The sequence below is a fragment of the Dolichospermum sp. FACHB-1091 genome (genome assembly GCF_014697585.1).
Taxonomy (GTDB): Bacteria; Cyanobacteriota; Cyanobacteriia; order Cyanobacteriales; family Nostocaceae; genus Dolichospermum.
The window spans coordinates 57,130-83,680 of sequence record NZ_JACJSB010000001.1 but is presented as its reverse complement, the minus strand read 5'-3'; the positions used below and the strand labels follow the sequence as shown (position 1 = coordinate 83,680).

Below are 26,551 nucleotides of genomic sequence, written 5' to 3'. Positions count from 1 at the left end.
TCTAGGATATGATGGTTATATATTATAATCAGAGTAGGTAAAGAACACAAAAACAAACTTGCATTATATCACAAGGCGGTTTAAATTCAAATGTTTGATGGATTTTGGGATAACGTCTTCCGCTACCCTCGGTACTTGGTTAGTATAGTCTTAGGTATTTTTCTCAACACTTTTGAGCCGCTGTTTCCTCTGTTGAAACGTCCTGTGACACTGATTGCTATTTTAGGCTTTTTTGCTGGTGGTCTTTTTTTCGTCACCCTCACCCTCCGGGCTATGTTGGGTTTAAATACAGTCTAGACTGGGAACAAAAAAAGTTTTAGTCTATTGGACTCTTCTTTTGATTTGATCACATCAAGCACAGTCCACTTTAACTTACATTTAGAATCATGTTATCAAAACTTTTTGAAAAGGCGGAATTTATATGGCTACAAATCGCCGCGTTTCCCGCGTTGCTGAATTAATTAAACGGGAAGTTAGCCAAATGCTACTCAACGGCATTAAAGATGACCGTGTGGGTACGGGAATGGTGAGTGTCACTGATGTGGATGTTTCTGGGGATCTGCAACACGCCACAATTTTTGTCAGTATTTATGGGACTCAGGAAGCTAAGGCGGAAACAATGGCAGGTTTAAAATCAGCTACAGGTTACGTCCGCAGCGAACTTGGGGCGAGAATTAGATTACGGCGCACTCCAGAAGTGCTATTTGTTGAAGATAGGTCTATAGAAAGAGGCACTAAAGTGCTGAGTTTATTAAACCAACTTCAGCAGCAACGGACTTTATCAACAAGTATAGACGAGGTAGCAGAAGAAATGGTTGAATAATTCCCATCTGACGGGAATATAAAGAAATCTTGAAATTATTGGTTGTTCTGGAACTATTAAGATAGGGATAATCTTCCCTATTTTTAAAGAATTATAGGTGTTGTAGATCCTGTATCCTGGGGTAGATGTCAAATACGATAAATACACCTAAATTAGTACAGTTAAGGTGAGAACAAGTCCAGTATAGTTTTAATAGTTTTTTCAGAGATTAATGTGGAAGTTGTTGAAAATGGAAATATTTAGCTTTGAATAGTAAAATTAGCTTCTTTTATCCTGAAAATATGAAATTCAAATACCATAAATGTCATATTTTCTTGACAAATTTAACATTTCTTTAGATAATTTAGTAGTGCATAACGTCAAAATGATAATAGTTCCGTATAGCAAACTACAAAACCCTGGATACAGGTTTAATTATTGCCATCTTTGTTCCTAGTTCCTACTGAATAATGGGAACCTTTTCTAAATGTAATTTTGTGAGTAAAAAACCATGACTGTAAATACGGTGCCTTCTATCAATTACAATTACTATTCTCTGAATGTTATCCAGGACGAAGCCCGTCGACTGGTAGAAAGGGGAATGGTTGGCCGTCAGCAACCAATATATACACTTTGCCAATTTATACCTGCTAGAGAGTGGGTTTGCGTTGAATGTGAATTAGAAAAATGTGATTTTTTACTCCGTGATCGTATCGGTGATTTAATCGGCCGCGAAGAATGGGATAACGACTAATCTAGTATTTTTTTAATAAACTGTTGTATTTTTTTTATCGTACTTGTTTGTAGTTTCTGGCTATAGACAGGTATATTTTTTTCTATTTTACTTGATTTACTACTGAAGATCTCTGGAAAAATTTTCTCACGCGGAGGTGCAAAGGGGGGGAAGAGAAGAGATTAATAGTAGATTATGTAGGGATAGCTGCTATCCCTACATAAACACTTTTTAAGGCAGAATATAGTAATATATATGCTGCAATGTAATCATTTGCGCTTGCTAGTGCTACGTCGGGCTGCGCGAGTTTCGTCTTCAAAACGACGACGGTCGCGCCAATCTGCTAATGTTAGGTAAACAACACCACCAGTGACTCCTACCAGCAGCACTACGCCAAATAAGGCTAAAATACCCAAAAATGGACTTTCCACGATTCCTCTATAGTCCGTTGCGTCCCCAAACTACCATAGAAATCGACCAAGTAAACACAACTAACAGTGATACCCAACCCAGTGTCAAAATCATAGTTCTACTTTTCAAATAATTACAAAAGGTCTCTAATATTTATCATACTGGGAAAACGCGGTTGATTCATTAACTATATTGATAGCAGGTTTGGCAAGATGATGGAACTAATGACAGAACGGTTAGAATCGCTAAAAGCGGGAGTAATTGGCAGTATATCTTTAGGTTTAGCTTTCCTTAGCACCAGCTTGATTAATGTTTTATGGCTGGATAAGTATTTTTCCTTGGTTAGTTATAATCAAATTGATATTGTAAATTTACAGGTGTTATTAAGTGGTGTAATAGCAGGGTTTTCTGGGTTTCTATTTGGTGTCACCTACCGTTATATCATCCGCGTAGATACAAATCCTCACCTGAAAACTGGGGGAATTTGGGCTTTTGGTTTGGTGCGGGGTTTAACTCAGATAGAAGTTGGTTGGCATCTAAATAATCCGATTTTACCTTTTTTGATTTTAGCAGGAGAAAGTATATTGTGGTTTGCCTTAGCTGCTTTTGTTTTAGATACTGCTATTTTGAGAAAATGGCTTAAACCTTTTTCATAAATTTATTGTCAGTTTAGCCCCCTCATCGTTTGCGGGGAGGGGGTTGGGGGTGGGGTTCTTGTTCCGGGTTTGATAACAATTTGCTGTAATATCCAATTTACAAATTTATCTAAAAATGGTGGGCATTGCCCACCTTACTGAAAACAAATTATATTTAAATGTTGTCCAATTCAAAATTATTGGATTTGAGATTTTATTAAGACTTAGGAATAGCATTAATAGTTTTTTCTAATGACTGTAATAATCCTAATAACTTGTCTTTTTGAGGTTTAGCAGTTTTGAGTTCTTCTGAAATTTCATCCATACTTTTTTCTACAGCGTCATAGTTATCACGAGATTTAGCTTTTATTCCGTCTTCTACTTCTTTCCAAACATCCTCAAATTTATCAAATTCTTTTTTAGCTTCAATAAAATTACCAGATTTAACTGCGGTTTTTGTTTTGGAGACTACAGCTAGTAAACCTGTATTACCTGCTGTGGATGTTTTGGTTGGAGCTTTTTCTGTAGAATTGGAAGCTGTTGCTGGGATGGTTTCGGTGGCTGTTTGTTTAGGCTTATTACAGCCTACTAAAGTTAGTATGCTGATGCTTGCAATAATTAACATTGGTTTGAAACTCTTCATTGTCAACTCCTAATGGATATTTTTATTTGTACCGCTCTAATATTTCCCATGATGGAACAGCAAAGTCAAGAACTCGAAAGGAACAACTTGGCAATTTACTAGGAAATACTTTGCAATATCCATCTAATGGCGGTCTGATCAGGGTAAAAATCGTTAAATGGGATGATTTTGTAGTTATGGAATTGGCGGATACTGGTGTTGGTATTGCTTGTAATCACCCTTTTGTACTCTAGAGTGCTTAAAATAACAGTTTTAAGTGATTTTTAATATAAGTTTTTCTTGATTGTTTTGTCCGCTATATGCACTCTGCACACTACCTAACCGTTAAAACAAAACTTGTGTCATGACTCATAAAATTGAACTTCAATCTCTTAGGGGGTTATCTGCACTCACCGCAGGTAATCGCCTCAAACAAGAAGGTATTGGGTGGTGGTGGTGGTCTAGTGTTTATGGGACTGGTGCTTTATGTTCCTTTGTTGCGGCATTTATTTCGGTTCTCTTTTCTGCATTTTGATGATTTATTAGTTAGTCTCACTTCTGGGGTTTTTAGTATTTTGTGGTTTGAAGGATTGAAGGTTTGGCGACGCAGATAATTAAGATGTTTCGCGCAAAGAGGCAAAGGAGCAAAGGCGCAAAGGTAATACTAATTGTATGTGAAGCAGCACAAAATAAATCTCTTAATTCATCTGCGTTTATCTGCGTTTATCTGCGTTTAATAATCTTATTGTATTTCGGAGGATTACTGTGAAAAAAGCATTTCGTAAATATCATCGTGTTATTGGCATTATTGTTTGTGTCCCCCTTTTATTAACTGTTTTAACGGGAATGTTAGCAACTATTATTGGGGAATGGTCTGTTAATATTGGACTTTCTTCTAGATTAATGTTGAAAATTCATACTGGAGAAATTTTTCATTTACAGGGAATTTATCCGATTTTGAATGGTTTCGGATTAATCGGTTTGTTGGTGACGGGTATGAGTATGTCCGGTTTATTTAATCAAAAGCAAAAACCTAATATCAATAGATGAATTAATGGATTTATTTGACTTCTGTGACTCGCCAGCTTAGTTTTAGGTTAACCCAGAAATTCCAAATTGTGGCAACTGCGATCGCTATTAATTTGGCTATATACTGGTTCATACCTAAGTTATTAAATAGGAAATTGACTACTAAGGTTTGGATGATTATCCCAGCTAAACAGACTATATTGAACTTCAAGAATCTTTTGAAACACTGTCGCTTTCCTCTCTGTTTTCGGGAAATATCCCCAAAAGTCCACAAATCATTCCAAAGAAAATTATTGAGAATTGCTATTTCGGCGGATAAAATTGTACTGCGAGTTAACCCTAAATTGATCACGGTACGCATGAGGTGAAATATGGTTAAATCTACAAATACGCCACTCAATCCTACTGCACCAAAACGGAGAAATCGCCCAACAGGAAAGTTGACTTTTTGACTAATTTTTCCTATTCTCCCAGTAGATAACCGTAATCTGATTAAATGTTGAATATAGTCTACATATTGTTTCCATGTGACTTTGCTTTCTCCTTCCGTGCGTTCCCGGAAAATGTAACCAGCTTCACCAATTTCCCTTATTTGTCCCCGGCCAATGACTTCTAAAAGAATTTTATATCCTATGGGATTAAGTGTAGTATTAGCGATCGCCTTTCGTCTTACCATAAAATAACCACTCATTGGGTCAGATACTCTACCCACAACTTCTGGTAAAATTACTAGTCCCAATACCTGCGCCCCACGGGATAAAAAGCGTCTAATTACACTCCAGCTACTCACACCACCACCCTCGACATGACGACTAGCTACTGCTAAATCTGCTCCCTGTTCAATTTTCTGCCATAATTGTGTTAGCACTTCTGGAGGATGTTGCAAATCTCCGTCAATTACACCTAATATACTCCCTCTGGCCGCTTGCCAGCCACGAATTACCGCAGAAGATAGTCCCCGTTCTTCTTGACGACGCATGACCCGCAATTGGGGATAATCTGATATGAGATTTTCCGCTACTTCCCATGTCCGGTCTGGGCTATCATCATCCACTACAATTAGTTCATAATTACCAGGAATAGTCTGATCTAATAACCCACTCAAGATATTAACTACATTTTCAATGTTATCACGCTCTTTATAGGTAGGAATTACTACAGATAGCAGCATGATATTGTTTTCGTTCTTAGGGTCTGGTGTCAGTTCAGAAATTCTCAATGCACCGCAGGGAACTGATAATAGGGAATTTGATGAGTTTGTATTCATAAGCTACGTGGTAAATCTTAAATTGCCAAATTGTCTGTATAAAGCTTAATTTTCCATAGAGTATCATACACTTAATATGATCAAAACAAAGGGATATTGAGACTAAGGGTAAAGATGCACCTATTCGGTGAAAAGTATACTGCTATAATTAAAGAAGTTTTAAATTTTAGATAACCTATTGAAAATAATAGGTAAGATCAATGGCTTATAGTGATTTTAGCTTAACTAAGTTTAAGAAAACTTTTAACATTACAATTAAGGAAGAAGCTGATTTATTTGCTACTGTAGAACCTATAGAAATCAGCGAAAAGTTGACTAACACTTTAGAAGAAACTACAGAACTCGCGTTAGCAATAAATACGGAAAAAGCACGTTCAGAAATGATTATTACGCCAATTTTATTAGAAGTTAGACGTAAAGCTAATTATCAAATTAGTTTATTTTCTGGTACAGATTTTAATGTTGATATTGAGAGAGGTTTAAATGGTTATTGTGATTTTGTTATCAGTCGTTCTAGGGAACAGTTAACAATTAATGCTCCTGTAATAATTATTGTAGAAGCTAAAAATGAAAATATTAAAGGTGGTTTGGGTGAATGTGCAGCAGCAATGTTAGCAGCACAATTGTTTAATGAACAGGAAGGTAATGAAATTAAAACTATTTATGGGGCTGTGACAACAGGAGATATATGGAAGTTCTTAAAGTTGGAAGGGACTGATATATTTATTGATTTGAATAATTATTATATTCAGGAGTTAAACAAGATTTTAGCTATTTTGTGTCAAGGAGTTTTGGGTTAAATTTAACTTCATCAATATTATTTGTTGATATTGGTTCTCCTTTCAATTTATTATAAAACTTAAATAAGTCGTTTATATTTAATCGATCACCAATGACTAATATAACTGTTGATTCTATTCTTGAGTCTGCTTTAACAGATAAAGATATAACCCCGAATGATGCGGTATTCTTATTAAAACAGACCAGTCCAGAAGCAATTACACAAATTCAAGCTACAGCAGACCAATTACGACAAAAACAGGCTGGAAATACGGTTACTTACGTTATTAACCGAAATATTAATTTTACTAACATTTGTGAACAACATTGTAGTTTTTGTGCATTTCGCCGCGATGATGGTGATCAGGATGCTTACTGGTTAAATTGGGAGCAGATTTTGTCAAAAACTACAGATGCAGTGCGTCGAGGAGCAACTGAAATTTGTATGCAAGGAGGACTACACCCAGAAGCGCGAATAAATGGCAAGTCTTTAACTTACTATCTGAAACTGGTAGAAACCATCAAAAACGAATTTCCTCACTTACATTTACACGCTTTTTCACCCCAGGAAATCCAATTTATCGCCAGATTAGACGGAATTTCCTATACTGATGTCATTATAGCTTTGCGAGATGCTGGTGTCGGTTCTATGCCCGGAACAGCCGCAGAAGTGTTAGATGATGATGTGAGACGGGTATTATGTCCAGAAAAAATTAATACAGAGACTTGGTTAGAAATTGTCAGTACAGCCCATCAATTAGGTGTACCTACTACCAGTACCATATTATCTGGACATATTGAAACTCCAGAACAACAAATAGGACATTTAGAAAAATTGCGATCGCTCCAACAAAAGGCAATAGAAACAGGATATCCTGCTAGAATTACGGAATTTATTGTTTTACCATTTGTGGGACAAGAAGCGCCCAAATCCTTACGCAGACGGGTAGGAAGGGATCAACCAGTGTTAACTGATTCCCTGCTGTTAACCGCTGTCGCCAGAATTTACCTGGGAAATTATATACCCAATCATCAACCAAGTTGGGTAAAATTAGGACTGGCTGGGGCTACAACGGCCTTAAATTGGGGTTGTAATGATCTTGGTGGGACATTAATGGAAGAACATATTACCACCATGGCTGGGGCTATAGGTGGTACTTGTATGGAAGTAGAAACTTTACAGAATGCCATAACATCTATAAACAGACCTTACCAACAACGAGATACTTTATATCGAGTTATGGAAAATTGGGGAGAACTGATAATAGAGAACTGATAATTTTTAGTAACTATACCGATTCAAGATAGGATAGACGTGATTTAGTTTTTTTTACTTAATGCTTATGAAAAGCTATTGGTCGCGTCTGCTTTCTTTAGTTTTAGTTTTAGTTATCGGCTTAATTGGCTGTAGTGGTAGTCTTGATAGTTTAACTGGGGATTATCGTCAAGATACCTTAGCTGTGGTCAATACTTTGAGACAAGCTATAGAATTACCACAAGATTCTCCTGATAAGGCCGCCCTACAAACAGAAGCCCGTCAAAAAATTAACGATTTTTCAGCCCGTTACCAGAGAAATAGCGCTGTTGCAAGTCTTAGCTCTTTTACAACCATGAGAACAGCCCTCAACTCCCTTGCGGGACATTATAGTTCTTATCCTAACCGTCCCGTTCCTGAAAAACTCAAAAAACGTCTAGATGCAGAATTTAAAAAAGTAGAAGCATCATTAAAACGTGGAGCTTAATTTATCGTCAATCTGTAATGATGAATTAGCTTTTACCGAATTTACAGCAGTTTCCGATATTATGAGGTACAGATATTAATGATAAAAACCCTGTGGTGCGGGCATCTTACCAGCTAAAAGTGTACCTCATCCAACTGAGATATAAGAACCCCACCCCAACCCCCTCCCCGCAAGCGGGGAGGGGTCTATGATCTAATATATATATAAAAATCTGGTTGGATTTGCAAAAATATACGTAGGGTGTGTTAGCGATAGCGTAACACACCCAGTTCTTGATAATGGTACGTTACGGATTTCATCCTAACGCACCCTAAAGTACCTGCAAATGCCTGAAAATAATCCATTCTTTACTCCCAACTCACCACTATGACACAGGATCACCATCATCACCACGGACATGGACACCATGATCACAGTCACGTTCCGGTAACATTTAGCCGAGCTTTTGCTATTGGGACTGCACTTAATTTAGGTTTTGTCATTATTGAAGCTGCTTATGGCTATTTAGCGCACTCTCTGGCTTTATTTGCTGATGCTGGTCACAACCTGAGTGATGTATTGGGACTCCTCCTGGCGTGGGGTGCAAGTGCGCTGGCCCGTCGTCCTCCTAGCCACCGCTATACCTATGGTTTGCGTGCTTCTTCAATCCTAGCTGCTTTAGTAAATGCTGTGATCTTGTTTTTATCTATGGGTGCTATTGGCTGGGAAGCTATTCGCCGCTTTAATGATTCCGCCTCTGTATCAGGGGAAACTATTATTGGTGTTGCCCTAGTGGGAATTATCATTAATACTGTTACTGCACTTATGTTTATCTCAGGACGCAAAAGTGACTTGAATATTCGGGGAGCATTCTTACACATGGCTGCTGATGCTTTGGTATCTTTGGGTGTTGTAGTAGCGGGAATTGGGATTTTATTGACTCATTGGGTATGGCTTGACCCATTGGTTAGCTTAGTGCTTGTGGCTGTTGTTGTGGTCGGGACGTGGCATTTACTCAGAGACTCCGTAAATTTAGCACTTGACGGAGTACCAGCAGGAATCGAACCGCGGGCTGTGAAAAATTACTTAATTGAATGCCCTGGTGTGTCAAAAATCCATGATCTTCATATCTGGGCTATGAGTACAACGGAAACAGCACTCACGGTTCACTTAGTGATGCCAGGGGGCTACCCCGGTGATGCTTTTTTATGGGAAGTTTGTCAGGAACTTAAACAGAATTTTGGGATCAAACACTCTACTCTTCAGGTCGAAACGGGAGATTCGGCTTATCCCTGTGCTTTAGAACCAGACCATGTTGTTTAAAAAAATTGGTTCTTCGGTACTTGTTATGCTAAACCGAGAAGTTAATAATTCCCTGTTTCCTCCAGTTTAGCATACTCACTCCGGTAGAGCTACTAATTTTTATTTACGAATAGATAAACTACTAGATGATTCTGTTCGCACTTTTCTGGTTTCTTCGAGTATTTTGTCTATATCCTCTTGGGATAAACGTTGAATGTAGTTAATTTTAACTTCTTCTAAAAAGTCATTTAGCAAACTTTGAATTTCTACCAATACTTGCTTTTGCTGAATTTCTGAAGTGAATGAAGTTGTAAATTTTTCTATTAGCTGAGTAGAAAGTTTTGCTGCCATAGGATCTTTAATAGTATTAGATAAAGCACCATAAATATTATTAGTAATTTGGGTGGCTATTTGTTCAGTAATTTGTGTTTGAGCTTTACCTAATCCTGGTAACATGAGAATGTTATTATAGCCAGGTAATTGCTGACAAGCGATTTGAATACTATGGCATAAAATCGCATTTACTTCTGGTTGGATTTTTGGTAATACTTGAGTAACCAGTGTTTTAATTAATAATCCTGTCATTGCTTCTACTTCATTGATATTATTAATATCTATATAAGAACGCACATTTTCTGATTCTAATATCCAGCGTGTAATTTCACCTCGTTGAATTGAACCTTGAACTTGATTAATTACTTGAACTACGACAATTTCTGTAATTTCTTCCGCAAAATTAGCCAGAATACCTTGATGAATTTGTCTTCTGACTAAATAAAAATCAACCAGCTTTGTTTGATCAAGTCGCACTGTCACTGGAATAACTCTTAACCAGCGCCAAATTGGTATTAGTAATAATAAATCATACCAACGCCAAAGAATTGCTTCTAACCAACTTAAATGACTATATTTACGTTTGATAAAAAAAGTCCGTCCTAATAATTCTATGGTAAATAGAACCACAAAAGGTAAATCAATTTTCCAAAAATTATTCATAAATTCCCCATTTTCATCAATTTTACGATAATAGTTAATCGCAATTCCTGGGCTAATTCTCTCGCGGAAAAAATCTATTTCTTGATTCCAATCATGTTTAGATAAATATTCCTGACTCCAAAAAGTATTAAATGCAGCTTTTGCAGATTTTTCTCCGATATGTTCCCGCATTCGGTTTTTAATTTTTTCCAGAGTTCCACTTTTTCCTGCTCCAGCAAAAGGATTAGTTTCAATCATCTCTTGACTGAGAAAACGCAGCTTTTCTAACTTAGTTTTAACTTGAAATGAGTTTAATCCTGTTTGATTTACCTGTGCTTCTAATTCCCCTACTGCTTCTAAATATTGTTTTGTATCACGATGAGATTCAATACCTTTAACGGGGTCATAAAATCTAGTAATTCCAGGAAGTCTGCGGAAGTAAAAATCCCGCCAGGGTACGTAACTTAAATCCAATAAAACTAATATTAAGTTCAAACTGGCGGTAATGGCCATTAATCTTTCAAACCAGAGGTTTCTTGGGTGGTAAATTCTCAATTTGTTCATCATTTTTATATATAGTAAATTCTGAGTTTATGGAATACAATAACATTAGTTTGAAAACTAATTTTCTAGCTGTTGTTTATTTATAATAATACCATAATTCTTCCTAAATGCAGATAATTTTGACCATCTTCACTGGTATATATTTTGCGCTTAAATATTTATCTATTTTATACTGTTTTGTTAAAATATACTTAATTGTATCAACAATCTATATAATAGATATTAATTTTTATAAAGCATACTCAATATCGGGTCTTTGTCGTTTTCAGGAAAAAAATTTTCACCTTATTGACTTTTATTTCTAAAAACGATAAAGTCTCTTTAGAAAACTAGTTGCAATAAATTTGCAAAAATATTGAAAATAATTCTTAATGGAGTAGAAAAATGAAAGTGTGTAAAAAAAGTCTGTATAGCCTTTGTGGAGGGTTGTTAGGGTTCACAGGAATGGTTTGGTACAGTTCAGGGTTTTTGCCAATTGCGATCGCTCAATATCCCCAAAATCAATCAAAAACGGGCTTAATTGCTCAAAAATTGCAAGATATAACTATAATTTTTCCTAGCCGTTCTGATTCTACTGACTTGCAAAATAAAGCTAATAGTGTGGCCGAGTTTTTATCAAAAGAGTTAGGAATATCTATCAAAGCGCAAGTAGGTGATGAAACAGCCGCAGTAGAGGCCTTAAGAGCAAATCGGGCTGATGTAGCATTTTTAAGCAGTCGTTCGGCACTCAAAGCGGAACAATTAGCAAATTCTCGGTTATATTTGGCTGAAGTTCGCAAAAATTACTCTGGAAGATACACTTATAATTCTGTTTTTGTTGTTCCTCAAAATAGCGAATTAAAAAGTAAAAATTCTGGGAAAGCAACCCTAGAACAACTAAGAGGAAAAACCATGGCTTTTACTTCTCCTACCTCTGGTTCTGGATTTATTTTTCCAGTCAGTGAATTAGTAAAACTGGGTTTTGTTCCTAATCGTGACCGTTTAGATAGTTTTTTTGGTAAAATTAGTTATGGTGGGAATTATAGTAAAGCTTTAGATGCTGTAGTTAGGGGTCAAGCTGATGTGGCTGTAGTATCAGAATATGCTCTTTTTCCTCCTTATTTAGCAGCGGAAAATAGAGATAAAATTAGAGTATTACACAAAATTTCTGGTGTTCCTGCTCATGGAATTGCGATTGATGATGATGTACCAGTTGTAGTCAGAGAAAAGTTGATTAATGCTTTGTTAAAGTTAAATAAATCAGAAAATAATCAATTATTAACTGGTTTATATAATTCCACAGAATTGGTAAGAATTGATCATAATCGTCATCTGCTACCAGTGCGACAAGCATTAAAAAATACAGGAATAGAACCATAGATATAAATAGAACCCACCTTTGTGGGTTAAATATCTTTGGTTTTCTATTAGTGCTTTGATGAAGAAATTTTGTCCTGAGGTTATTTATGACTATTTATCAAGTAGAAAAGACCAATTCCCACTCATTAAATTTATCCAGAAGTAACGTGAATTGCATTGAATGTTCCAATTTAGAGACAGATTATATTTCATCTCTAAAACGTCCAATTTTAAATAAAATTAACTGCAAAATTAATCAAGGTGAATTTGTGGCTTTATTAGGATTGAATGGTGCGGGTAAATCAACATTGTTAAAATCTTTCGTGGGTTTAGTACCTTTAATGAAAGGAGAAATTAAAATCAATGGTGTTTCTTGCTCTCAACAAAAATTACCACAAATTCGTCGAGATGTGGGAATGTTATTTCAAGGAGGGGGATTAATTCGACAATTATCAGCTATTGATAATGTCTTATGTGGAAGATTAGGAGTTAGAAAAAACCGACAAACTTTATTGGGATTTCCTCAAAGCGATCGTAAATTAGCCTTAGAATTACTAACACAATTAGGACTAAGAGAACAAGTATATCAAAAAACCAGTAAATTGAGTGGTGGACAACAACAAAAAGTAGCAATTGCTCGTGCATTAATGCAGTCTCCGCAAATACTCTTAGCTGATGAACCTACTACAGGTTTAGATATAATAGCCTCACAACAAGTAATGACAACTTTATCTGAATTACATCAACAAGGTTTAACTATTATTACTGTTTTACATGATTTAACTTTAGCTACAGAATACGCTCAAAGAGCTATTATTTTAGATAAAGGTGAAGTAGTTTATGATGGTAAATGTGAAAATTTACAAGCCCAATTTTCCTGAAATAAGTATAACTTGATCTGACGCAAAGCAGTAGGGTGTGTTAGTACCAGCGTAACGCACCTTATTTATCTAATCAATATTTGCGGCTGAATGCTTACGAAAAATTAAAAATAGAAAATTTTACTTTGTTTTAAAAAATGAAACCCTTTCCTAAGTTACAAATTTTTCATCGTTATCCTTGGTTTGTTCCTTTAGTTATTTTCTTGTTGATGATCCAAGTTTATATCTGGTCTTTACAAGGATTAAAGGTTGATTTTGACTTATTAAAAGATAGTTGGCCTTTTATTACGGATTTTATTTCTCGGCTATTTCCTCCAAATTTGCAAGTTTTAGATATTGCTATTCAAGGATTAATTGAAACTGTACAAATGTCTTTATGGGGAACAACTATAGGCGCAATTTTATCATTACCAATTGCTATGGCTAGTGCTAATAATATCGCTCCTTTATGGTTAAGATGGATAGCAAATTTACTGCAAAATGCTGTGCGTTCTGTACCGTCAATTATCTTAGGTTTAATCTTTGTCGCTGCTACTGGTTTAGGCGCACCTGCGGGAACATTAGCATTGTCAATATATACTATTGGATATCTGGCCAAATTTTATCAACAAGCTATAGAATCAGTAGATCATCGTTCTTTAGAGTCTTTACAAGTTATCGGCGCATCAAGAATGCAAATTGCCCAATATGGTATACTTCCCCAAATATTACCGCTAGGACTAGGTTATACTTTATGGATGTTTGAATATAATATCCGTGCGGCTTCAGTTTTAGGAGTGGTTGGCGCTGGGGGGATAGGCTTTCAATTGAAAAGCTATATAGATGGATTTGAATATACTAAAGCGACAACTATGATGTTAGTGCTATTGCTAGTAGTGACAGTTATTGATTGGTTTAGTAGTAAGTTAAGGCGTTATTTAGAATCAATATGACAAGGGAAGAGGGAACAGGGAATAGGGAACAGGTTACAGGGAATAGGGAACAGGGAACAGGGAACAGGGAACAGGGAACAGGAAAGAGGTTTTGGGTAACTTTACCTTTCGTTTTACCAATTACCCATTACCCATTACCCATTACCAATTACCCATTACCCATTACCAATTACCCATTACCCATTACCCATTACCCATTACCCATTACCAATTACCCATTACCCATTACCCATTACCCATTACCCATTACCAATTACCAATTACCCATTACCAATTACCCATTACCCATTACCCATTACCCATTACCCATTACCCATTACCAGCCTCAACTAGATAACTAGCAACTTGAGTTATTAGTTTAGTTTTTCAACTTTAAGGCCTCTGTCGCTGAAATTCCCTCACCTTGAGTACCGAAATACCATAAAGCTGCACCTGCTTCTGCACGAGTTACGGGTTTTTTCGGTTGAAATAACGTTGTATAACCAAAAACGCGACGAATATTTGATTGTTCAGCATTTTGGAAATCAGCTAAAATGGCTTTCAATGCTTTTGGTTCTATATTACCTGCATCTTGAAATCCCCAAGTTTGTTTAACAGCTTCTAAATTAGCACCAGGTAAGGCTTGACGGGTATCTAAAGGAACTTTCCATAATAGTAATTGTTCTCGCGTTAAAGGCGCGTCAGGGCGAAATAAAACCGCCGTTGCATCTCCTGATAAAATGCTATTAATTAAACCTGCTTCTGCTAATCCCTGAATTGAGGGAAAATCAGCATCTTGAGGCAGAATATCCCTAAAAGCTGGTTGAGTGCTAGGGGATGCTAACCGAATTTGTTTGGCTGGATTATTAGAATACATGGTATTATTAGCATTAACCAACCAGCGAGCATATTCTCGACGGGTGATAATTTTATCAGGTAAAAATTCTTGAGTGGTTTTGGGGTCGCTAGAGAATACGCCTAATAACGCTAAATCTTGTATATGCGATCGCCATTCCGGGGGTACTTTCTGTATATCAATAAATTCTGGGGTGGCTAAAATTTCCGATTTGTTAGTTGGTTGGGTGACTATTTTGGTATTATTGGTTTTAGGCAATAGCGGACCAATAAATTGGGGATTATCTGGGGAGGTGACTGGATTAGTAGCTGTAGTTTGGGAATGAGACGAATATTCAATTAATAATTTCGTCGCTGTTTGAGGTTGATTAAGTGCGGACTTGGTGACAGTTTGTGGCTGAATTGTCACAGTAATGAGTAAATCATTGCGTCGTGCTGTAAAAGTACCCTGCACATCGTCTTCTGGTTGCTGGACAAGCCAATTTTGAGCCTGAAATTGTTGACGATAAAAGCTGGTAATTAAATTACTAGGATCAGAACTTCCCCAACGAATAGAGATTTTATTTTCAGAATTAGCTGGTGTAACTTCTTCTAATTCAGCATTGGGATAAATCGGGATCTCTGGGGGAAAATCAGCCGGTAACTTAACTATTGATGTGTTTGGGTCTGGTGTTACTTGCTGACTAGTCGGTTTAGCAAAGGGAACAGGAGTATTTTGCAGCCGAGGATCGGCAGCCAATGACTGTTCCAGGTTTTTGGCAGATGGACTGTTAGTACAAGCTGTTAAGGAAGACAGTAAAACAGCTAAACTCAAGAAAGCAGCAGGGTAGTTACGGAGAAACACAAAGAAATCACAAATTGATTTTCACCTTCAACCTTAGCATTTTTAACAACAGGTAAAAGACAAATTCGATTTTATTGCCATCTAGTGGGAAATTCGGGCTAATAGGTGTAAAAATAAAGGTAGAAGGCGGCAAAATTCCGCAAAAATTCGTCTGATGTCAAAAACCTGGATCGGACTACAGTAGGAAAAATATAAAATAGATATTAAATTGGAAAAAACAACGATCATCAACCAACGTCGGTCTTTTTTACTTTCTCTACAGTGTCCCCAGGTTGTTACCAGTGCTGAAACAAGATGTCATGCAAGTTTCCCAGGATCAGCCTATCTGTTCTGAGGCCCCACTCCAATTATTGCTATTTGTTGACGGACGGACTAAGTCCCGACAACAAGTACAGCAAATTCGCGCTTACTTAAAGAAATTAGAGGCTGTGTATAGTTTTGATCTGCAACTTATTGATGTTGAACAACAGCCTTATTTAGCGGAACACTTTAAGTTAATAGCAACTCCAGCTTTAGTCAAAATTCATCCCCAACCTCAACAGACTATCGCTGGTACGAATATTATCCCGCAGTTAAAAATTTGGTGGCCGCGTTGGCAAGCCACAGTAGACGCATTTTTGCAATTACAGGGGGATTTACAAGAACGTCTGGATGAAAAAAATCAAGTAATATCATCTCAGTATACTATTGATTCTGTTGCTACTTCTTCTCAATTGATTCAACTCTCGGATGAAATTTTTCGTCTCAAGCAAGAAAAGGAGAAACTGCAAGAACAACTACAGTTTAAAGACCGCATAATTGCCATTTTAGCCCATGACCTCCGCAATCCCCTCACGGCTGCGGCTATCGCTATTGAAACTCTTCAATCTCATTACAATCCAGAAACAGGAGAATTTACTCGCTTGAAACCGGGATTAGCTCTGCATTTATTAAAACAAGCCCGCGTACAAACACGGATTATTGATCGGATGATTACTGATCTGTTAAAAGTAGGATCTGGTGAGGATACAGAATTGCCAATTACACCCCAAAAGCTACAATTAGGGGAATTGTGTTTAGAGATATTAGAGGAGTTGGGCGATCGCTATATTGGCAAATCCCAAACTATAGAAATAGATATCCCTCAAGATCTACCATTAGTGTATGCAGATCCAGCCCGAATTAGGCAAGTGCTAATTAATCTTTTAGATAATGCCATCAAATATACCCCTGTGAGTGGTATTATAAGTCTGTCGGGATTACATCGGACTACACAAAAGGTGGAATTTAGTATTGGTGATAGCGGTCCTGGTATTCCTGAAGAAAACCGCGAGCGCATTTTTGATAATCTTTTCCGTCTCCAACGCGATCAAAACGTAGATGGATATGGAATTGGTCTTTGTTTATGTCAACGCATTATCCGCGCTCACTACGGTCAAATTTGGGTAGATTCATCTCCCCACGGTGGTGCGTGGTTTCATTTCACTTTGCCAGTATATTTATCGTAGTTATTAGTTATCAGTCATTAGTTATTAGTTATTAGTCCGTTGTCAGTGGTAAAACTATTACCAATTACCAATTACCCATTACTAAAAATGCCAAATTCATTAATGTATCAACAGGACGATTTCGTTGTTTTGGAAACAAATCAACCAGAACAATTCCTCACAGCGGCTGAGTTATTAACAAAGCTAGAGAAGATTTTATCACAACTTCCTGATCAGGATTTACCCCCAGATTTGCAAAAATTCCAGTCCGTCACCGAAAAATCACAATATTTGCTTGATACAAGTTGTAATTTAGATGTTGGATCAGGAAAATATTTACATTGGTATGCGGTACGCTTAGAAAAATAGAAGCAAATAAATTAGGGGATTTCGGGCGAGGTACAGTTAGTAACTTTATGGACAAATCTCCTCAAGCTACTTTTCCCTGTGTTACTCGGAATGGGCAAACTGCAATACTCTCTATCCCTACTAAGTAGGGCTTGCTGATAGCGTAGCGTGGCGTTAGCCATATAAACATAAAACCATTTATTAACAAAGGGTTTCGCGGATTTTTACCACAAAAAAGTGCCAGGTTTTGGCTAATGGTATCTCAAAATGAATTGCATTTTTCTTTGTCAGATTTGGAAAATTGAGGATATCCAGACAGTTAAAACTGTTCCCAGTTAAGAGTTCCCTGCCCTCACAGACAACTTTTTCAGCAAGCCCTACTTAGGTACGGATGAATCAAAATGAGTCCTTTGTGTATCTAGACTTGTCTAGGTTTTATATAGCAGAACGACAAATGGCAAATACGGAAGTATAACCATGAAGGAAAGTTCTACCACTGACCGGACCGATTTCACCACCGCAGAAACAGCCACCAATAGGTATATCATGGAAATAACGGCTAAAAAGTTGGGAATCAAAATTAGGTTGGCCATAAAGTCCTATTCCTCTTCCTAAACAGGTAAACATTAAAGCACCTACAGGAGAGGGGTGACTGGTATTTTCATTTTCATTTTGATATTCTTGGAGTAAAATTTCTAGATCTTGGGCTGAAGCTTCCGCTTCTCTCAAATGAAATTGTAACCTTTGACCGGCACGAATGCGATCGCTAATGGCGATCGCCCCAGCACGAGGATCTACTCCCAAAATATTACGAATTAAAAAATCCCCCGAATGTAAATTCACTCTAAATTCATCCATTGCTAAACCGACAAATAAAGAATGTTGTGCTAAAGTTCGATCTTCTTCACTTAAACTACTAATTAAATTTCGCAGTACTACTAAAGGGACTTTTTCATCTAACTCTAAAATAATATTCCGTTCTGCTTTAGTAACTTGCAACGGTTCACCAATAGGACGACACCCTTGGGCAACAATAGTATCTAAGACGATATTACCAGTTAAAGTTATTCCTATGATACCTTCCCTTAATAACTTATCATTACAAAATAAACCGATGTGACCATTCATAAAGCCGCTACTGGCCTGTCCTCCTACCACCACCGAACCAGGATAGGCAAAATCTAAACCTGCTAACAAATCATTAATTTCTGAACCAAAAGGACTAGACAAGAGAATAAATTGGGGCGCTGGTGACGGTGGTACACCCATTAAATCAATCCAAACATTGGGGGAACTATCGGAATCTGGCAATTCTTCGGCTAAAATATGAAAAGGTCGAATTTCGACCCCAGGAAGATGGGCTAAAGTCAGACTTAGGGCTGGTTCTGCTTCTATTTCTTCCGTTGCTCCTGCTTTTCTTCTGCCAATGACACCCCCAGCACTACAACCAATTAATACAGGTACAGAGAGTTTTTCCGCCAATAAGGGCAAAAGTCGGGGATACTCACTCATAAAAGCAGAAGAAATGAATACGAGTCCTAAATCCGCAGGTGCTGTTAAAGATGCCGTTGTTTGTTCTACGACATCGTTAATAGCCGCTTCTAAGGAAGAACGGGTTGATAGGGCATTTGTCCACTGCATTTGATCTGCCATGATTTTTCAGTGTGTTTCTGTGTTGAGGTTAGTTGATTATTTTAGCTAAGTTTGTCACTTATTGATTAGGGAACTCTTAGCAGGGAACTCTTAACAGGGAATAAATTGGTGTGTACTTCATTAGACAGGGATTCGCTATATAAATACCTATTCAAATACAGGAGGCCATAATTCAGAAATAGCAATTTCCCAACCAGGAAATAATTCAGTTACGGTTAATTTATCATTTTCTGTTAATAATGTAATTTTACCATCAGGACGATAAACAGTAACAGTTAATTCATCAGGATTGATTAAAATTCCTACCTTTGCACCTAATTCTAAAAATAATTTGAGTTTATCTTCTAATTTAGAAACTCTATCAGTTTTTGATTTAATTTCTACTACTAAATCGGGAACTAAATTACCAAAATCTCTCACAGTCCGTTTTAATCTTTGAGCAGAAACAAAAGAAACATTGGGAGCGCGTAAATCAGTATTTGGCATAATAAAACCACCACTGGAATCAAATATTCTCCCTAATTTACGAGGTTTGATCCAATTACCTAATAATCTAATCAATTCAGCACCAATTTCACTAGATTCTATATCCGATAGACCCATAATTAAAATATTCCCTTCTTGTAGTTCTATTTGATAGTCGTTATCATCATATTTTAAAATTTGTTCTATTTTTTCTAAATTGTTAATTGTGAGAGTCATATAATTTTCATCTCCAGAGATATTTGTGATGGTTTAATATCATAGCATTTCGTCAAACTATGTAGGTTGGGTTGTTCGCGTTAGCGTTGCGGAGCAATCGGAACGAAACCCAACATTTTTCCTTCTTTTGTTGGGTTTCACTTCGTTCTACCCAACCTACAAAACCGAATGCTTTCCGGGATGTTCTACCTCCCATCTTAACGATATTTTCAGAACAGGGCGGTTAGAAACCGCGTCTATACAGACAAAACCCACCTTCGTGGGTTAAATTCCTCTTGGAATAACCTTGTTTGTATAGCCGCTATATAATCAATCGTCCAGGCTAAAAAATGGGTTTCTAACTTAAACCTAAAAAACCAGCAATTAACGGTAATAACTTACCACATTCTTCAACTAATTTGGCCGCCGTTGGTAAGTTGGTGAGAACTCCTTTTAACATTGTGATTGCTGTATCTGCTAAATCTTGTTTTTCTTGAGGATTTTGGGCGGCTTCTGCTAAAGATTTGACTTGTTTTAGTGCCTTTTCTTTGTCTTTTGCTGTTAAATCAGTATCAGTTTCAATTGCTGTTTTTAATTGTGTCAATAATTCTTTAATTCCTGGTTTATCTGCTTCCGGTGCAGTTGCTAATTCATTAATAGTATTTATGACTGTACCACTGATTTCACCTAAATTCAAAGCTTGTCCACTGGCGTTAAAATCTCCACCAATATTACCAATTTCAATTTTACGGCTAGAATCCTTAGTCATATTTTCATTCTCCACTTTATTATCAATTTGAACATTTATAGATTTTTCTGCTTCTACTAACTTATTAATAGTTAACCATAGATTTGCATTCTGATTATTAGAAGCTTGTAAAAGTTCTTTATATTTTTCTACTTCTGCTAATGCTAATTGATAATTTTGAGTAAAATCGCTGTGAATCTTTTCTTTATTCGCATTCTCAGGAACAGCAACTTTAACAACAACCACACCATCACCTTTATTTTCAATACTCTGGATAACTAATTCTGTATCTTGATTTTCAACTTGCACCTTTTTGAAAGCAGTAATAAAAGCCTTCCAGTCAATACCATTTTGGAAAATTAAATCAACAGTATTTAAAACTTCTTCAAATAATTTTGTAAACTCTCCTGGTTGAAATTCTCCACTACTAGGACGGCGTTCCCGGTCATCTGTTCCCGGTTTAGGATCTTCTAAAAGATAGACAAAACGACAATCTACATTATCTAATATCGTTGTACTTTCAATATTCCAAGCTTCCACACAAGCACCTGTCATTTGAGCTTTGGTGAAATTAGTACCAATGGCTTGAGTAAGAGTCAGATTTGCACCTTCTAAATTAGCTTCTTGAAAGGTGGCTTCAATAATATCAGCATTTTTTAAATTAGCCTCTTTCAAGTCTGCACCTATTAGGTTTGCACCTTTCAGATTTGCACCAATATAAGGTTTATTTCTACCATTTAAAGTAACGAGCAAATTGAGAACAGCAGGGTTACTTAATATAGTATTTCCTGGTCTAGCAAAATCGAGTTTTTTGGCTTCATAAAAACGAGTGCGCCTTAGATTTGCTTTTCTGAAATCTGTGTTTTTCAGCATTGCACCTGTAAAATCAGCATCAGTTAAATCAGCACCATAAAAATTTGTGCCTCCTGTTGCAGCAAAAGCAATAGCACAAGAGCGAATCCAAGAATCTCTTTCGTCTCCTTTTAAACTACGCCAGCCAATATAAGCACTAAAAATTACAAAAACTACAGCGACGGCAAATACAATAGCAATAGGAACATCAAAAAAGTTTCCCAGTATAATAGCAAAGATAGAGGCAAAGAAAATGGTGAAGAAAATGGCAAAAATAAAGGTGAAAGCGAAGGAGAAGACAAAGGTGAAGGTTACTGAAGAGGTGACGACACCAGCAAAAGCCAAAACAAGTAATCCAATTGAAATTCCTTGTACAGATGAAGCAAAGGTAACAGCCGAAACTGCTACGACACCAAAGGCGACGGCGACCATTCCTAAACCTGCCAATAAACCTTTACGAGCAGTAATGATACAAAAAATAGCTAATGTAATGAGTGCGACTATACCAGCGATTATATCTTTACACAAAGTACGGTACATCAATACAACAGAAACCGTGGAAAACAAACCTGATAGCGCTGACAGTAACAACGTAATTATTAGTAACCCAATTATCCAACGCTTCTGTAGTCCAGCCTTAGCGCCACTAAAATCAGCACCTTTAAGGATAGCGTTGGTAAAATTTGCCCCTCTAATATCAGCTTTACTAAAGTTCGCACCTGTCAGGTCTTTACCTTTAAAAGAGCGTCCTCGGAGATTTTGACCGCTGTAGTCTGGTGGCATAATCACATCCGCAAGAGATTATCTATTAGATTTTACACTTATTTGCGAGTATTATTCCGAGTTTTGGTTAAATTTTGTTAAATATGGCTTTTTATAATCTGGGTAAATATTTTTCAACTAAATTAAAATAAGAGTTAACTTGTTTAGGGCTGATGATTTGATATATTAAATAAAGTAGTAGATAATAAAAATATGCGAAGTATCAAAATTCATTCCTACGTAGGTAAAGATGGGATGCTTCATTTAGATATTCCTCTGGAAATGAGAGAAACAGAATTAGAAGTAACAGTAACATTTGAAGTTGTTAATCAAACCATCAAAATTGCCCAAAATCCAGAAATAAAAGATATAGAATGGCATGATTTTATTAATAGAACTTATGGCTGTTTAGCCGATGACCCAATTATTAGATATCCTCAAGGTGAATATGAAGAAAGAGAACCAATAGAATGATTTACTTATTAGATACGAATTTGCATTGTTTATTTGAACGGTAGAAATATTAATTTACGACGCAGAATAGAAGATCGGTTAGATTCTGATATAGCCGTTTGTTCTACTGTTAAATCAGAATTATTTTATGGAGCAATGAAAAGTAATAACCCTAGCCGAACTCTAGCTTTACAGAAAGCATTTTTGAGTCGGTTTATTTCTCTACCATTTGATGATGAAGCAGCAGAAATATTTGGAGATATTCGCGCAAAACTCACTAAAATAGGAACTCCTATCAGACCCTATGATTTACAGATTGCAGCTATTGCTTTGGCAAATAGTTTGATTTTGGTAACTCATAACACTGCCGAATTTAGTCGCGTGGAAGATTTAAAGATGGAAGATTGGGAAGCACTTACAGGAGTTTAAATAATTATGGTAGCATAAAAATAAGCTTAATTCCACTTATGAAATTATATTAACAATCTGAATTAACTTATTTTCCGTAGTATAGAGGATGCCATTTGAAGTTATTTATAAAATTGTGTATGTCTAAAACTAGATAGGAAACAGAAATTATGAAAGTAAATTTACAACTGGCCCTTAATGATGGTGCTGTAGACGCAAATCAAATCAGCACTCAACGTCAATTAGTAGTTTCCGTTTCTGCTAGTGGTGAAACTATAGATCGGACTATACCATTGAATTTATGCCTAATTCTCGATCATAGTGGTTCAATGGGGGGAAAATCTCTGGAAACTGTGAAAACTGCGGCCTGTTTGTTGGTAGATCGTTTGAGTCCTGAAGATCGACTTAGTGTTGTTGTTTTTGACCACCGGGCTAAGGTTTTAGTTCCTAATCAGTTAATTAAAGATCCAGAATCGATCAAAAGGCAAATTAAGCAACTCAGCGCTGAAGGAGGAACTTCTATTGATGAGGGTTTACGTTTGGGAATTGAGGAGTTAGCAAAAGGTAAACAAGATACAGTTTCTCAAGCATTTTTACTCACTGATGGGGAAAATGAACATGGTGATAATGAACGCTGCTTGAAATTCGCTCAATTAGCCGCCAGTTATAATTTAACCCTTAATACATTGGGATTTGGTGACAATTGGAATGATAAGGTTTTAGAGAAAATTGCTGATGCGGGCATGGGTACTTTGTCTTATATTCAACAACCAAATCAGGCGGTAACTGAGTTTGGGAGATTGTTCAACCGGATGCAAACAGTAGGATTGACTAATGCTTATCTGTTATTATCACTGATGCCAAATGTGCGGTTAGCAGAACTGAAACCTATTGCCCAAGTGTCTCCAGATACTATAGATTTACCAATACAAACAGAAAGTGATGGCCGATTGGGGGTGAGATTAGGTGATTTAATGACAGACGTGGAACGGGTGGTTTTAGTTAATATTTATGTGGGACAGTTGCCAGAAGGTAAACAAGCGATCGCTAATATTCAAGTTCGCTACGATGACCCCGCCCATAACCAAATTGGGCTATACTCCCCCAATCTACCAATTTACGCCAATGTCACCAGGGATTACCAAGCAGCACCAAATCCCCAGGTGCAAAAATCGGTTTTAGCTTTAGCCAAGTATCGTCAAACCCAGTTAGCAGAAACGAAATTACAGCAAGGTGATCGGGCTGGAGCGGCGACGATGTTACAAACGGCGGCGAAAACTGCTTTGCAAATGGGTGATAGTAATGCTGCAACGATTTTGCAAGTTTCCGCTACACGCTTGCAAGCCGGGGGAGAGTTATCAGAAAGCGATCGCAAAAAAACCAGAATTGTCTCAAAAACTGTTTTGCAAGATGCTTCCCCTCAATGAAAGTTAAACTAATATCGGCTTTAAATGATACTAACGTTGATGCTGCCCAAGTAAGTAATCAACGTCAACTCTCAATTTCTATTTCCGCGATTCCCGCTGGTTTTGAACAAACTTTGCCCTTAAATCTGTGCTTGATTCTGGATCAAAGTGGTTCTATGTCTGGTGAACCCATGAATACGGTGATGCAAGCCGTGGAACAATTATTGGATCAATTAAAGCCAGGCGATCGCATTTCAGTTATCGCTTTTGCTGGCACTGCGAGGGTCATTATCCCCAATCAAATCGTCAGTGATAGGACTAGTATCAAAACCCAGCTAAAAGCCAAATTAAAGACTGCTGGCGGTACTGTGATTGCTGAAGGTTTATCTTTAGGGATCACAGAACTACTTAAAGGCACAAAAGGCGCTGTTTCCCAAGCTTTCCTACTGACAGATGGCCATGGGGATAAGGGGCTACAAATCTGGAAATGGCAAATTGGACCCAATGACAATAAACGTTGTTTACAACTAGCCAAAAAAGCCGCTAAACTAAATCTAACAATTAACACTCTGGGTTTTGGTGATGACTGGAATCAAAATTTACTGGAGAAAATCGCTGATGCAGGTGGTGGTACTCTAGCTTATATCGAGAATCCTGAACAAGCTGTGACTCAATTTGCCAGGTTGTTTCGTCGGGTGCAGTTAGTAGGGTTAACAAATGCCCATTTACTGTTGTCTTTCGTTCCTGGTGTGCGGTTAGCAGAACTTAAACCCATAGCCCAAGTTGCCCCGGATACTATTGAGTTACCAGTAGAAACCGATGCTAATGGAACTTTGGTCTTACGCTTGGGGGATTTAATGAAAGATGTGGAACGAGTAGTTTTAGCGAATATTTATCTGGGACAATTACCAGAAGGAAAACAGGTCATTGGCCATATCCAAATTCGCTATGATGACCCATCTTTGAATAAACAGGGTTTACTTTCACCTTTAGTGCCAATATATGCTAATTTCACCAGGTCTTACGAACCCGCTCTCAATTCTCAGGTGTTACAGTCAATTTTGCTCTTAGCTAAATATCGTCAAACTCAATTGGCTGAGGCAAAATTGGCACTAGGCGACGCAAAAGGTGCAGCTACAATGTTACAAACTGCTGCTAATACCGCTTTACAAATCGGTGATAGCAGTGCAGTAACGGTGTTACAATCCTCTGCTACTCGCTTACAAGTTGGTGGAGAACTTTCAAAAAGCGATCAGAAAAAGACGAGAATCGCATCAAAGACAGTTTTGAAAGAATAGTCTAGGGGTAGGCTCAAAAGCCTGCCCTTGAGAATGTAAAAAATCAAGGGTTTTGATGCTAGTCTAAATATAGATTAATTTAGAATATCAAAAATATCAACTTTAATGAAAATGAAAAGTTTCAAAATTCCACAACAATATCAATTCGGGATTACATTAATTATAAAAATTGATGAACCTCTATTTAATCGCCTACTGAATGCAATAACAGAAGTTCATCCTTTTGTAGATATAGATAGTTTAGTATTGGAAATTTCTCCCAAAATAGAGGAAGTCTCTATTAATGATTTGCAAGAGATTTTAAGAGCTATTCATTCAATTCACTCTCTTCGCATCCAAGGAAACCTTAAAAATACTGAAATAATCACAGGGTTAATTAATGCTGTTTCCAGTGATGACACATTTTCACAATTATCTGCCGAAGAATTAGCACATTTTAAACAAAGATTAACTAAAATATTGGCAATTGATGGATCTATTAGTATTTCTTCTCAAGCACTAATTTTGTTACAAGAGTATGATAGTATTTTCTTAAATTCCCGGATAATTACAGATGTCAGACCCGTTTTCAAAGCAGAAAAAAAAGAAGGAATTGCTGGCGCTTTAGTAGTTCATACTTTAAAAATTGCGTATCAAGATGCAAGCGGTTCAAAAGAGTTTTATGTGGCCTTAGATTCAAGCGATGTAAAAAAGTTACAAGAACAATTATCTCAATCTCTAATAGAAGCAAAAGTCATTCAGGCTATGCTAAATAAAGCTGATGTCGTTTATTTAGATCCTAACTCTAGTTCAAAGTAAGGAGACAC

General features: G+C 36.9%; 31 protein-coding genes. 22 read left to right on the top strand and 9 right to left on the bottom strand.

Features of this window, described 5'->3' with window-relative positions; genetic code table 11:
- The first annotated feature begins 90 nt into the window (after positions 1-90).
- The 3 genes from H6G25_RS00420 to H6G25_RS00410 all read left to right on the top strand — a co-directional run bounded on the left by H6G25_RS00420 (position 91) and on the right by H6G25_RS00410 (position 1,556).
- Positions 91-297 carry a DUF751 family protein gene (locus tag H6G25_RS00420; RefSeq protein ID WP_028084762.1) on the top strand — a complete coding sequence of 69 codons (207 nt, stop codon included), beginning with the start codon at positions 91-93 and terminating at the stop codon, positions 295-297.
- 124 nt (positions 298-421) lie between these two features.
- Positions 422-823, top strand: coding sequence for a 30S ribosome-binding factor RbfA (gene rbfA, locus H6G25_RS00415; RefSeq protein WP_190390795.1), 402 nt, complete (start codon positions 422-424; stop codon positions 821-823).
- A 490-nt stretch (positions 824-1,313) separates the two neighbouring features.
- A complete protein-coding gene (locus tag H6G25_RS00410; protein WP_028091717.1) occupies positions 1,314-1,556 on the top strand; it encodes a DUF4327 family protein in 243 nt (80 codons plus the stop codon).
- A gap of 248 nt (positions 1,557-1,804) precedes the next feature.
- Here the strand turns inward: H6G25_RS00410 and H6G25_RS00405 are convergent, their stop codons facing one another.
- Both H6G25_RS00405 and petN read right to left on the bottom strand, forming a co-directional pair.
- Positions 1,805-1,966: a hypothetical protein gene (locus tag H6G25_RS00405; RefSeq protein ID WP_190390794.1), complete on the bottom strand. Its 162-nt coding sequence runs from the start codon at positions 1,964-1,966 to the stop codon at positions 1,805-1,807.
- Positions 1,967-1,973: 7 nt separating this feature from the next.
- Positions 1,974-2,060 carry a cytochrome b6-f complex subunit PetN gene (petN, locus tag H6G25_RS00400; protein WP_013189847.1) on the bottom strand — a complete coding sequence of 29 codons (87 nt, stop codon included), beginning with the start codon at positions 2,058-2,060 and terminating at the stop codon, positions 1,974-1,976.
- A gap of 101 nt (positions 2,061-2,161) precedes the next feature.
- On the opposite strand from petN, the gene H6G25_RS00395 reads away from it, so the two are divergent.
- The gene (locus H6G25_RS00395) at positions 2,162-2,602 is read left to right on the top strand and encodes a hypothetical protein (protein WP_190390907.1); all 441 of its coding nucleotides are present in this window, start codon (positions 2,162-2,164) and stop codon (positions 2,600-2,602) included.
- 196 nt (positions 2,603-2,798) lie between these two features.
- On the opposite strand, the gene H6G25_RS00390 is transcribed toward H6G25_RS00395, so the two are convergent.
- Positions 2,799-3,206: a DUF4363 domain-containing protein gene (locus H6G25_RS00390; RefSeq protein WP_242034849.1), complete on the bottom strand. Its 408-nt coding sequence runs from the start codon at positions 3,204-3,206 to the stop codon at positions 2,799-2,801.
- Positions 3,207-3,250: 44 nt separating this feature from the next.
- Between H6G25_RS00390 and H6G25_RS00385 the strand changes: the two genes are divergently transcribed.
- The 3 genes from H6G25_RS00385 to H6G25_RS00375 all read left to right on the top strand — a co-directional run bounded on the left by H6G25_RS00385 (position 3,251) and on the right by H6G25_RS00375 (position 4,253).
- Entirely contained in the window at positions 3,251-3,457 is a 207-nt protein-coding gene (locus H6G25_RS00385; RefSeq protein ID WP_190390792.1) for an ATP-binding protein, read from the top strand.
- 110 nt (positions 3,458-3,567) lie between these two features.
- Complete coding sequence (locus tag H6G25_RS00380; RefSeq protein WP_190390791.1) at positions 3,568-3,738, top strand: hypothetical protein; 171 nt, start codon at positions 3,568-3,570, stop codon at positions 3,736-3,738.
- Positions 3,739-3,968: 230 nt separating this feature from the next.
- Positions 3,969-4,253 (top strand): peptidase, encoded by a 285-nt coding sequence (locus tag H6G25_RS00375; RefSeq protein WP_190390790.1) that lies wholly within the window; start codon positions 3,969-3,971, stop codon positions 4,251-4,253.
- Positions 4,254-4,263: 10 nt separating this feature from the next.
- Here the strand turns inward: H6G25_RS00375 and H6G25_RS00370 are convergent, their stop codons facing one another.
- On the bottom strand, positions 4,264-5,499 hold the full coding sequence (locus H6G25_RS00370; protein ID WP_190390789.1) for a glycosyltransferase family 2 protein: 1,236 nt from the start codon (positions 5,497-5,499) through the stop codon (positions 4,264-4,266).
- 200 nt (positions 5,500-5,699) lie between these two features.
- On the opposite strand from H6G25_RS00370, the gene H6G25_RS00365 reads away from it, so the two are divergent.
- The 4 genes from H6G25_RS00365 to H6G25_RS00350 all read left to right on the top strand — a co-directional run bounded on the left by H6G25_RS00365 (position 5,700) and on the right by H6G25_RS00350 (position 9,323).
- Positions 5,700-6,299 carry a hypothetical protein gene (locus H6G25_RS00365; RefSeq protein WP_190390788.1) on the top strand — a complete coding sequence of 200 codons (600 nt, stop codon included), beginning with the start codon at positions 5,700-5,702 and terminating at the stop codon, positions 6,297-6,299.
- Positions 6,300-6,391: 92 nt separating this feature from the next.
- Positions 6,392-7,555: a 7,8-didemethyl-8-hydroxy-5-deazariboflavin synthase subunit CofH gene (cofH, locus tag H6G25_RS00360; protein ID WP_190390787.1), complete on the top strand. Its 1,164-nt coding sequence runs from the start codon at positions 6,392-6,394 to the stop codon at positions 7,553-7,555.
- 61 nt (positions 7,556-7,616) lie between these two features.
- Positions 7,617-8,021 (top strand): photosystem II protein Psb27, encoded by a 405-nt coding sequence (gene psb27 / locus H6G25_RS00355; protein ID WP_190390786.1) that lies wholly within the window; start codon positions 7,617-7,619, stop codon positions 8,019-8,021.
- Between the two features lie 366 nt (positions 8,022-8,387).
- A complete protein-coding gene (locus tag H6G25_RS00350) occupies positions 8,388-9,323 on the top strand; it encodes a cation diffusion facilitator family transporter (RefSeq protein WP_190390785.1) in 936 nt (311 codons plus the stop codon).
- A 99-nt stretch (positions 9,324-9,422) separates the two neighbouring features.
- Here H6G25_RS00350 and H6G25_RS00345 read toward each other — a convergent pair whose 3' ends face one another.
- Positions 9,423-10,841, bottom strand: coding sequence for a hypothetical protein (locus H6G25_RS00345; RefSeq protein WP_190390906.1), 1,419 nt, complete (start codon positions 10,839-10,841; stop codon positions 9,423-9,425).
- A gap of 384 nt (positions 10,842-11,225) precedes the next feature.
- Here H6G25_RS00345 and H6G25_RS00340 point away from each other — a divergent pair, with 384 nt between their 5' ends.
- From H6G25_RS00340 to H6G25_RS00325, 4 genes are all read left to right on the top strand, one after another.
- Entirely contained in the window at positions 11,226-12,200 is a 975-nt protein-coding gene (locus tag H6G25_RS00340) for a phosphate/phosphite/phosphonate ABC transporter substrate-binding protein (protein WP_190390784.1), read from the top strand.
- Between the two features lie 86 nt (positions 12,201-12,286).
- Positions 12,287-13,060: an ATP-binding cassette domain-containing protein gene (locus H6G25_RS00335; protein ID WP_190390783.1), complete on the top strand. Its 774-nt coding sequence runs from the start codon at positions 12,287-12,289 to the stop codon at positions 13,058-13,060.
- 137 nt (positions 13,061-13,197) lie between these two features.
- Positions 13,198-13,992 carry a phosphonate ABC transporter, permease protein PhnE gene (gene phnE, locus H6G25_RS00330; RefSeq protein ID WP_190390782.1) on the top strand — a complete coding sequence of 265 codons (795 nt, stop codon included), beginning with the start codon at positions 13,198-13,200 and terminating at the stop codon, positions 13,990-13,992.
- Positions 13,989-14,333 (top strand): hypothetical protein, encoded by a 345-nt coding sequence (locus H6G25_RS00325; protein WP_190390917.1) that lies wholly within the window; start codon positions 13,989-13,991, stop codon positions 14,331-14,333. The genes phnE and H6G25_RS00325 overlap by 4 nt, the downstream gene beginning before the upstream one ends.
- Positions 14,334-14,350: 17 nt before the next feature.
- Here H6G25_RS00325 and H6G25_RS00320 read toward each other — a convergent pair whose 3' ends face one another.
- Positions 14,351-15,670 carry an S-layer homology domain-containing protein gene (locus H6G25_RS00320; RefSeq protein ID WP_190390781.1) on the bottom strand — a complete coding sequence of 440 codons (1,320 nt, stop codon included), beginning with the start codon at positions 15,668-15,670 and terminating at the stop codon, positions 14,351-14,353.
- Between the two features lie 281 nt (positions 15,671-15,951).
- Here H6G25_RS00320 and H6G25_RS00315 point away from each other — a divergent pair, with 281 nt between their 5' ends.
- Both H6G25_RS00315 and H6G25_RS00310 read left to right on the top strand, forming a co-directional pair.
- Positions 15,952-17,157: a histidine kinase gene (locus tag H6G25_RS00315; RefSeq protein WP_190390780.1), complete on the top strand. Its 1,206-nt coding sequence runs from the start codon at positions 15,952-15,954 to the stop codon at positions 17,155-17,157.
- An 87-nt stretch (positions 17,158-17,244) separates the two neighbouring features.
- Positions 17,245-17,505, top strand: coding sequence for a chlororespiratory reduction protein 7 (locus tag H6G25_RS00310; protein WP_190390779.1), 261 nt, complete (start codon positions 17,245-17,247; stop codon positions 17,503-17,505).
- A gap of 414 nt (positions 17,506-17,919) precedes the next feature.
- On the opposite strand, the gene H6G25_RS00305 is transcribed toward H6G25_RS00310, so the two are convergent.
- From H6G25_RS00305 to H6G25_RS00295, 3 genes are all read right to left on the bottom strand, one after another.
- Positions 17,920-19,137 (bottom strand): FIST N-terminal domain-containing protein, encoded by a 1,218-nt coding sequence (locus tag H6G25_RS00305; RefSeq protein WP_190390778.1) that lies wholly within the window; start codon positions 19,135-19,137, stop codon positions 17,920-17,922.
- Between the two features lie 147 nt (positions 19,138-19,284).
- Complete coding sequence (locus H6G25_RS00300) at positions 19,285-19,839, bottom strand: Uma2 family endonuclease (RefSeq protein ID WP_190390777.1); 555 nt, start codon at positions 19,837-19,839, stop codon at positions 19,285-19,287.
- A 337-nt stretch (positions 19,840-20,176) separates the two neighbouring features.
- Positions 20,177-22,201 carry a pentapeptide repeat-containing protein gene (locus tag H6G25_RS00295; RefSeq protein WP_190390776.1) on the bottom strand — a complete coding sequence of 675 codons (2,025 nt, stop codon included), beginning with the start codon at positions 22,199-22,201 and terminating at the stop codon, positions 20,177-20,179.
- 192 nt (positions 22,202-22,393) lie between these two features.
- Between H6G25_RS00295 and H6G25_RS00290 the strand changes: the two genes are divergently transcribed.
- From H6G25_RS00290 to H6G25_RS00270, 5 genes are all read left to right on the top strand, one after another.
- On the top strand, positions 22,394-22,654 hold the full coding sequence (locus tag H6G25_RS00290; RefSeq protein ID WP_190390775.1) for a hypothetical protein: 261 nt from the start codon (positions 22,394-22,396) through the stop codon (positions 22,652-22,654).
- Between the two features lie 33 nt (positions 22,655-22,687).
- The gene (locus tag H6G25_RS00285; RefSeq protein WP_347239132.1) at positions 22,688-23,062 is read left to right on the top strand and encodes a PIN domain-containing protein; all 375 of its coding nucleotides are present in this window, start codon (positions 22,688-22,690) and stop codon (positions 23,060-23,062) included.
- Between the two features lie 149 nt (positions 23,063-23,211).
- Positions 23,212-24,468, top strand: coding sequence for a VWA domain-containing protein (locus H6G25_RS00280; protein ID WP_190390774.1), 1,257 nt, complete (start codon positions 23,212-23,214; stop codon positions 24,466-24,468).
- Positions 24,465-25,745: a VWA domain-containing protein gene (locus tag H6G25_RS00275; protein ID WP_190390773.1), complete on the top strand. Its 1,281-nt coding sequence runs from the start codon at positions 24,465-24,467 to the stop codon at positions 25,743-25,745. Before H6G25_RS00280 ends, H6G25_RS00275 begins: the two co-directional genes overlap by 4 nt.
- Positions 25,746-25,856: 111 nt before the next feature.
- Positions 25,857-26,543, top strand: a complete 687-nt coding sequence (locus H6G25_RS00270; protein ID WP_190390772.1) for a hypothetical protein — start codon at positions 25,857-25,859, stop codon at positions 26,541-26,543.
- Positions 26,544-26,551 lie beyond the last annotated feature (8 nt).

Coding starts and splice junctions, on each gene's coding strand:
- H6G25_RS00420 (WP_028084762.1), top strand. CDS start 91: ATGTTTGATGGATTTTGGGATAACGTCTTCCGCTACCCTCGGTACTTG.
- rbfA (WP_190390795.1), top strand. CDS start 422: ATGGCTACAAATCGCCGCGTTTCCCGCGTTGCTGAATTAATTAAACGG.
- H6G25_RS00410 (WP_028091717.1), top strand. CDS start 1,314: ATGACTGTAAATACGGTGCCTTCTATCAATTACAATTACTATTCTCTG.
- petN (WP_013189847.1), bottom strand. CDS start 2,060: ATGATTTTGACACTGGGTTGGGTATCACTGTTAGTTGTGTTTACTTGG.
- H6G25_RS00395 (WP_190390907.1), top strand. CDS start 2,162: ATGGAACTAATGACAGAACGGTTAGAATCGCTAAAAGCGGGAGTAATT.
- H6G25_RS00390 (WP_242034849.1), bottom strand. CDS start 3,206: ATGTTAATTATTGCAAGCATCAGCATACTAACTTTAGTAGGCTGTAAT.
- H6G25_RS00380 (WP_190390791.1), top strand. CDS start 3,568: ATGACTCATAAAATTGAACTTCAATCTCTTAGGGGGTTATCTGCACTC.
- H6G25_RS00370 (WP_190390789.1), bottom strand. CDS start 5,499: ATGAATACAAACTCATCAAATTCCCTATTATCAGTTCCCTGCGGTGCA.
- H6G25_RS00365 (WP_190390788.1), top strand. CDS start 5,700: ATGGCTTATAGTGATTTTAGCTTAACTAAGTTTAAGAAAACTTTTAAC.
- cofH (WP_190390787.1), top strand. CDS start 6,392: ATGACTAATATAACTGTTGATTCTATTCTTGAGTCTGCTTTAACAGAT.
- psb27 (WP_190390786.1), top strand. CDS start 7,617: ATGCTTATGAAAAGCTATTGGTCGCGTCTGCTTTCTTTAGTTTTAGTT.
- H6G25_RS00350 (WP_190390785.1), top strand. CDS start 8,388: ATGACACAGGATCACCATCATCACCACGGACATGGACACCATGATCAC.
- H6G25_RS00345 (WP_190390906.1), bottom strand. CDS start 10,841: ATGAACAAATTGAGAATTTACCACCCAAGAAACCTCTGGTTTGAAAGA.
- H6G25_RS00340 (WP_190390784.1), top strand. CDS start 11,226: ATGAAAGTGTGTAAAAAAAGTCTGTATAGCCTTTGTGGAGGGTTGTTA.
- H6G25_RS00335 (WP_190390783.1), top strand. CDS start 12,287: ATGACTATTTATCAAGTAGAAAAGACCAATTCCCACTCATTAAATTTA.
- phnE (WP_190390782.1), top strand. CDS start 13,198: ATGAAACCCTTTCCTAAGTTACAAATTTTTCATCGTTATCCTTGGTTT.
- H6G25_RS00325 (WP_190390917.1), top strand. CDS start 13,989: ATGACAAGGGAAGAGGGAACAGGGAATAGGGAACAGGTTACAGGGAAT.
- H6G25_RS00310 (WP_190390779.1), top strand. CDS start 17,245: ATGCCAAATTCATTAATGTATCAACAGGACGATTTCGTTGTTTTGGAA.
- H6G25_RS00305 (WP_190390778.1), bottom strand. CDS start 19,137: ATGGCAGATCAAATGCAGTGGACAAATGCCCTATCAACCCGTTCTTCC.
- H6G25_RS00300 (WP_190390777.1), bottom strand. CDS start 19,839: ATGACTCTCACAATTAACAATTTAGAAAAAATAGAACAAATTTTAAAA.
- H6G25_RS00295 (WP_190390776.1), bottom strand. CDS start 22,201: ATGCCACCAGACTACAGCGGTCAAAATCTCCGAGGACGCTCTTTTAAA.
- H6G25_RS00290 (WP_190390775.1), top strand. CDS start 22,394: ATGCGAAGTATCAAAATTCATTCCTACGTAGGTAAAGATGGGATGCTT.
- H6G25_RS00280 (WP_190390774.1), top strand. CDS start 23,212: ATGAAAGTAAATTTACAACTGGCCCTTAATGATGGTGCTGTAGACGCA.
- H6G25_RS00275 (WP_190390773.1), top strand. CDS start 24,465: ATGAAAGTTAAACTAATATCGGCTTTAAATGATACTAACGTTGATGCT.
- H6G25_RS00270 (WP_190390772.1), top strand. CDS start 25,857: ATGAAAAGTTTCAAAATTCCACAACAATATCAATTCGGGATTACATTA.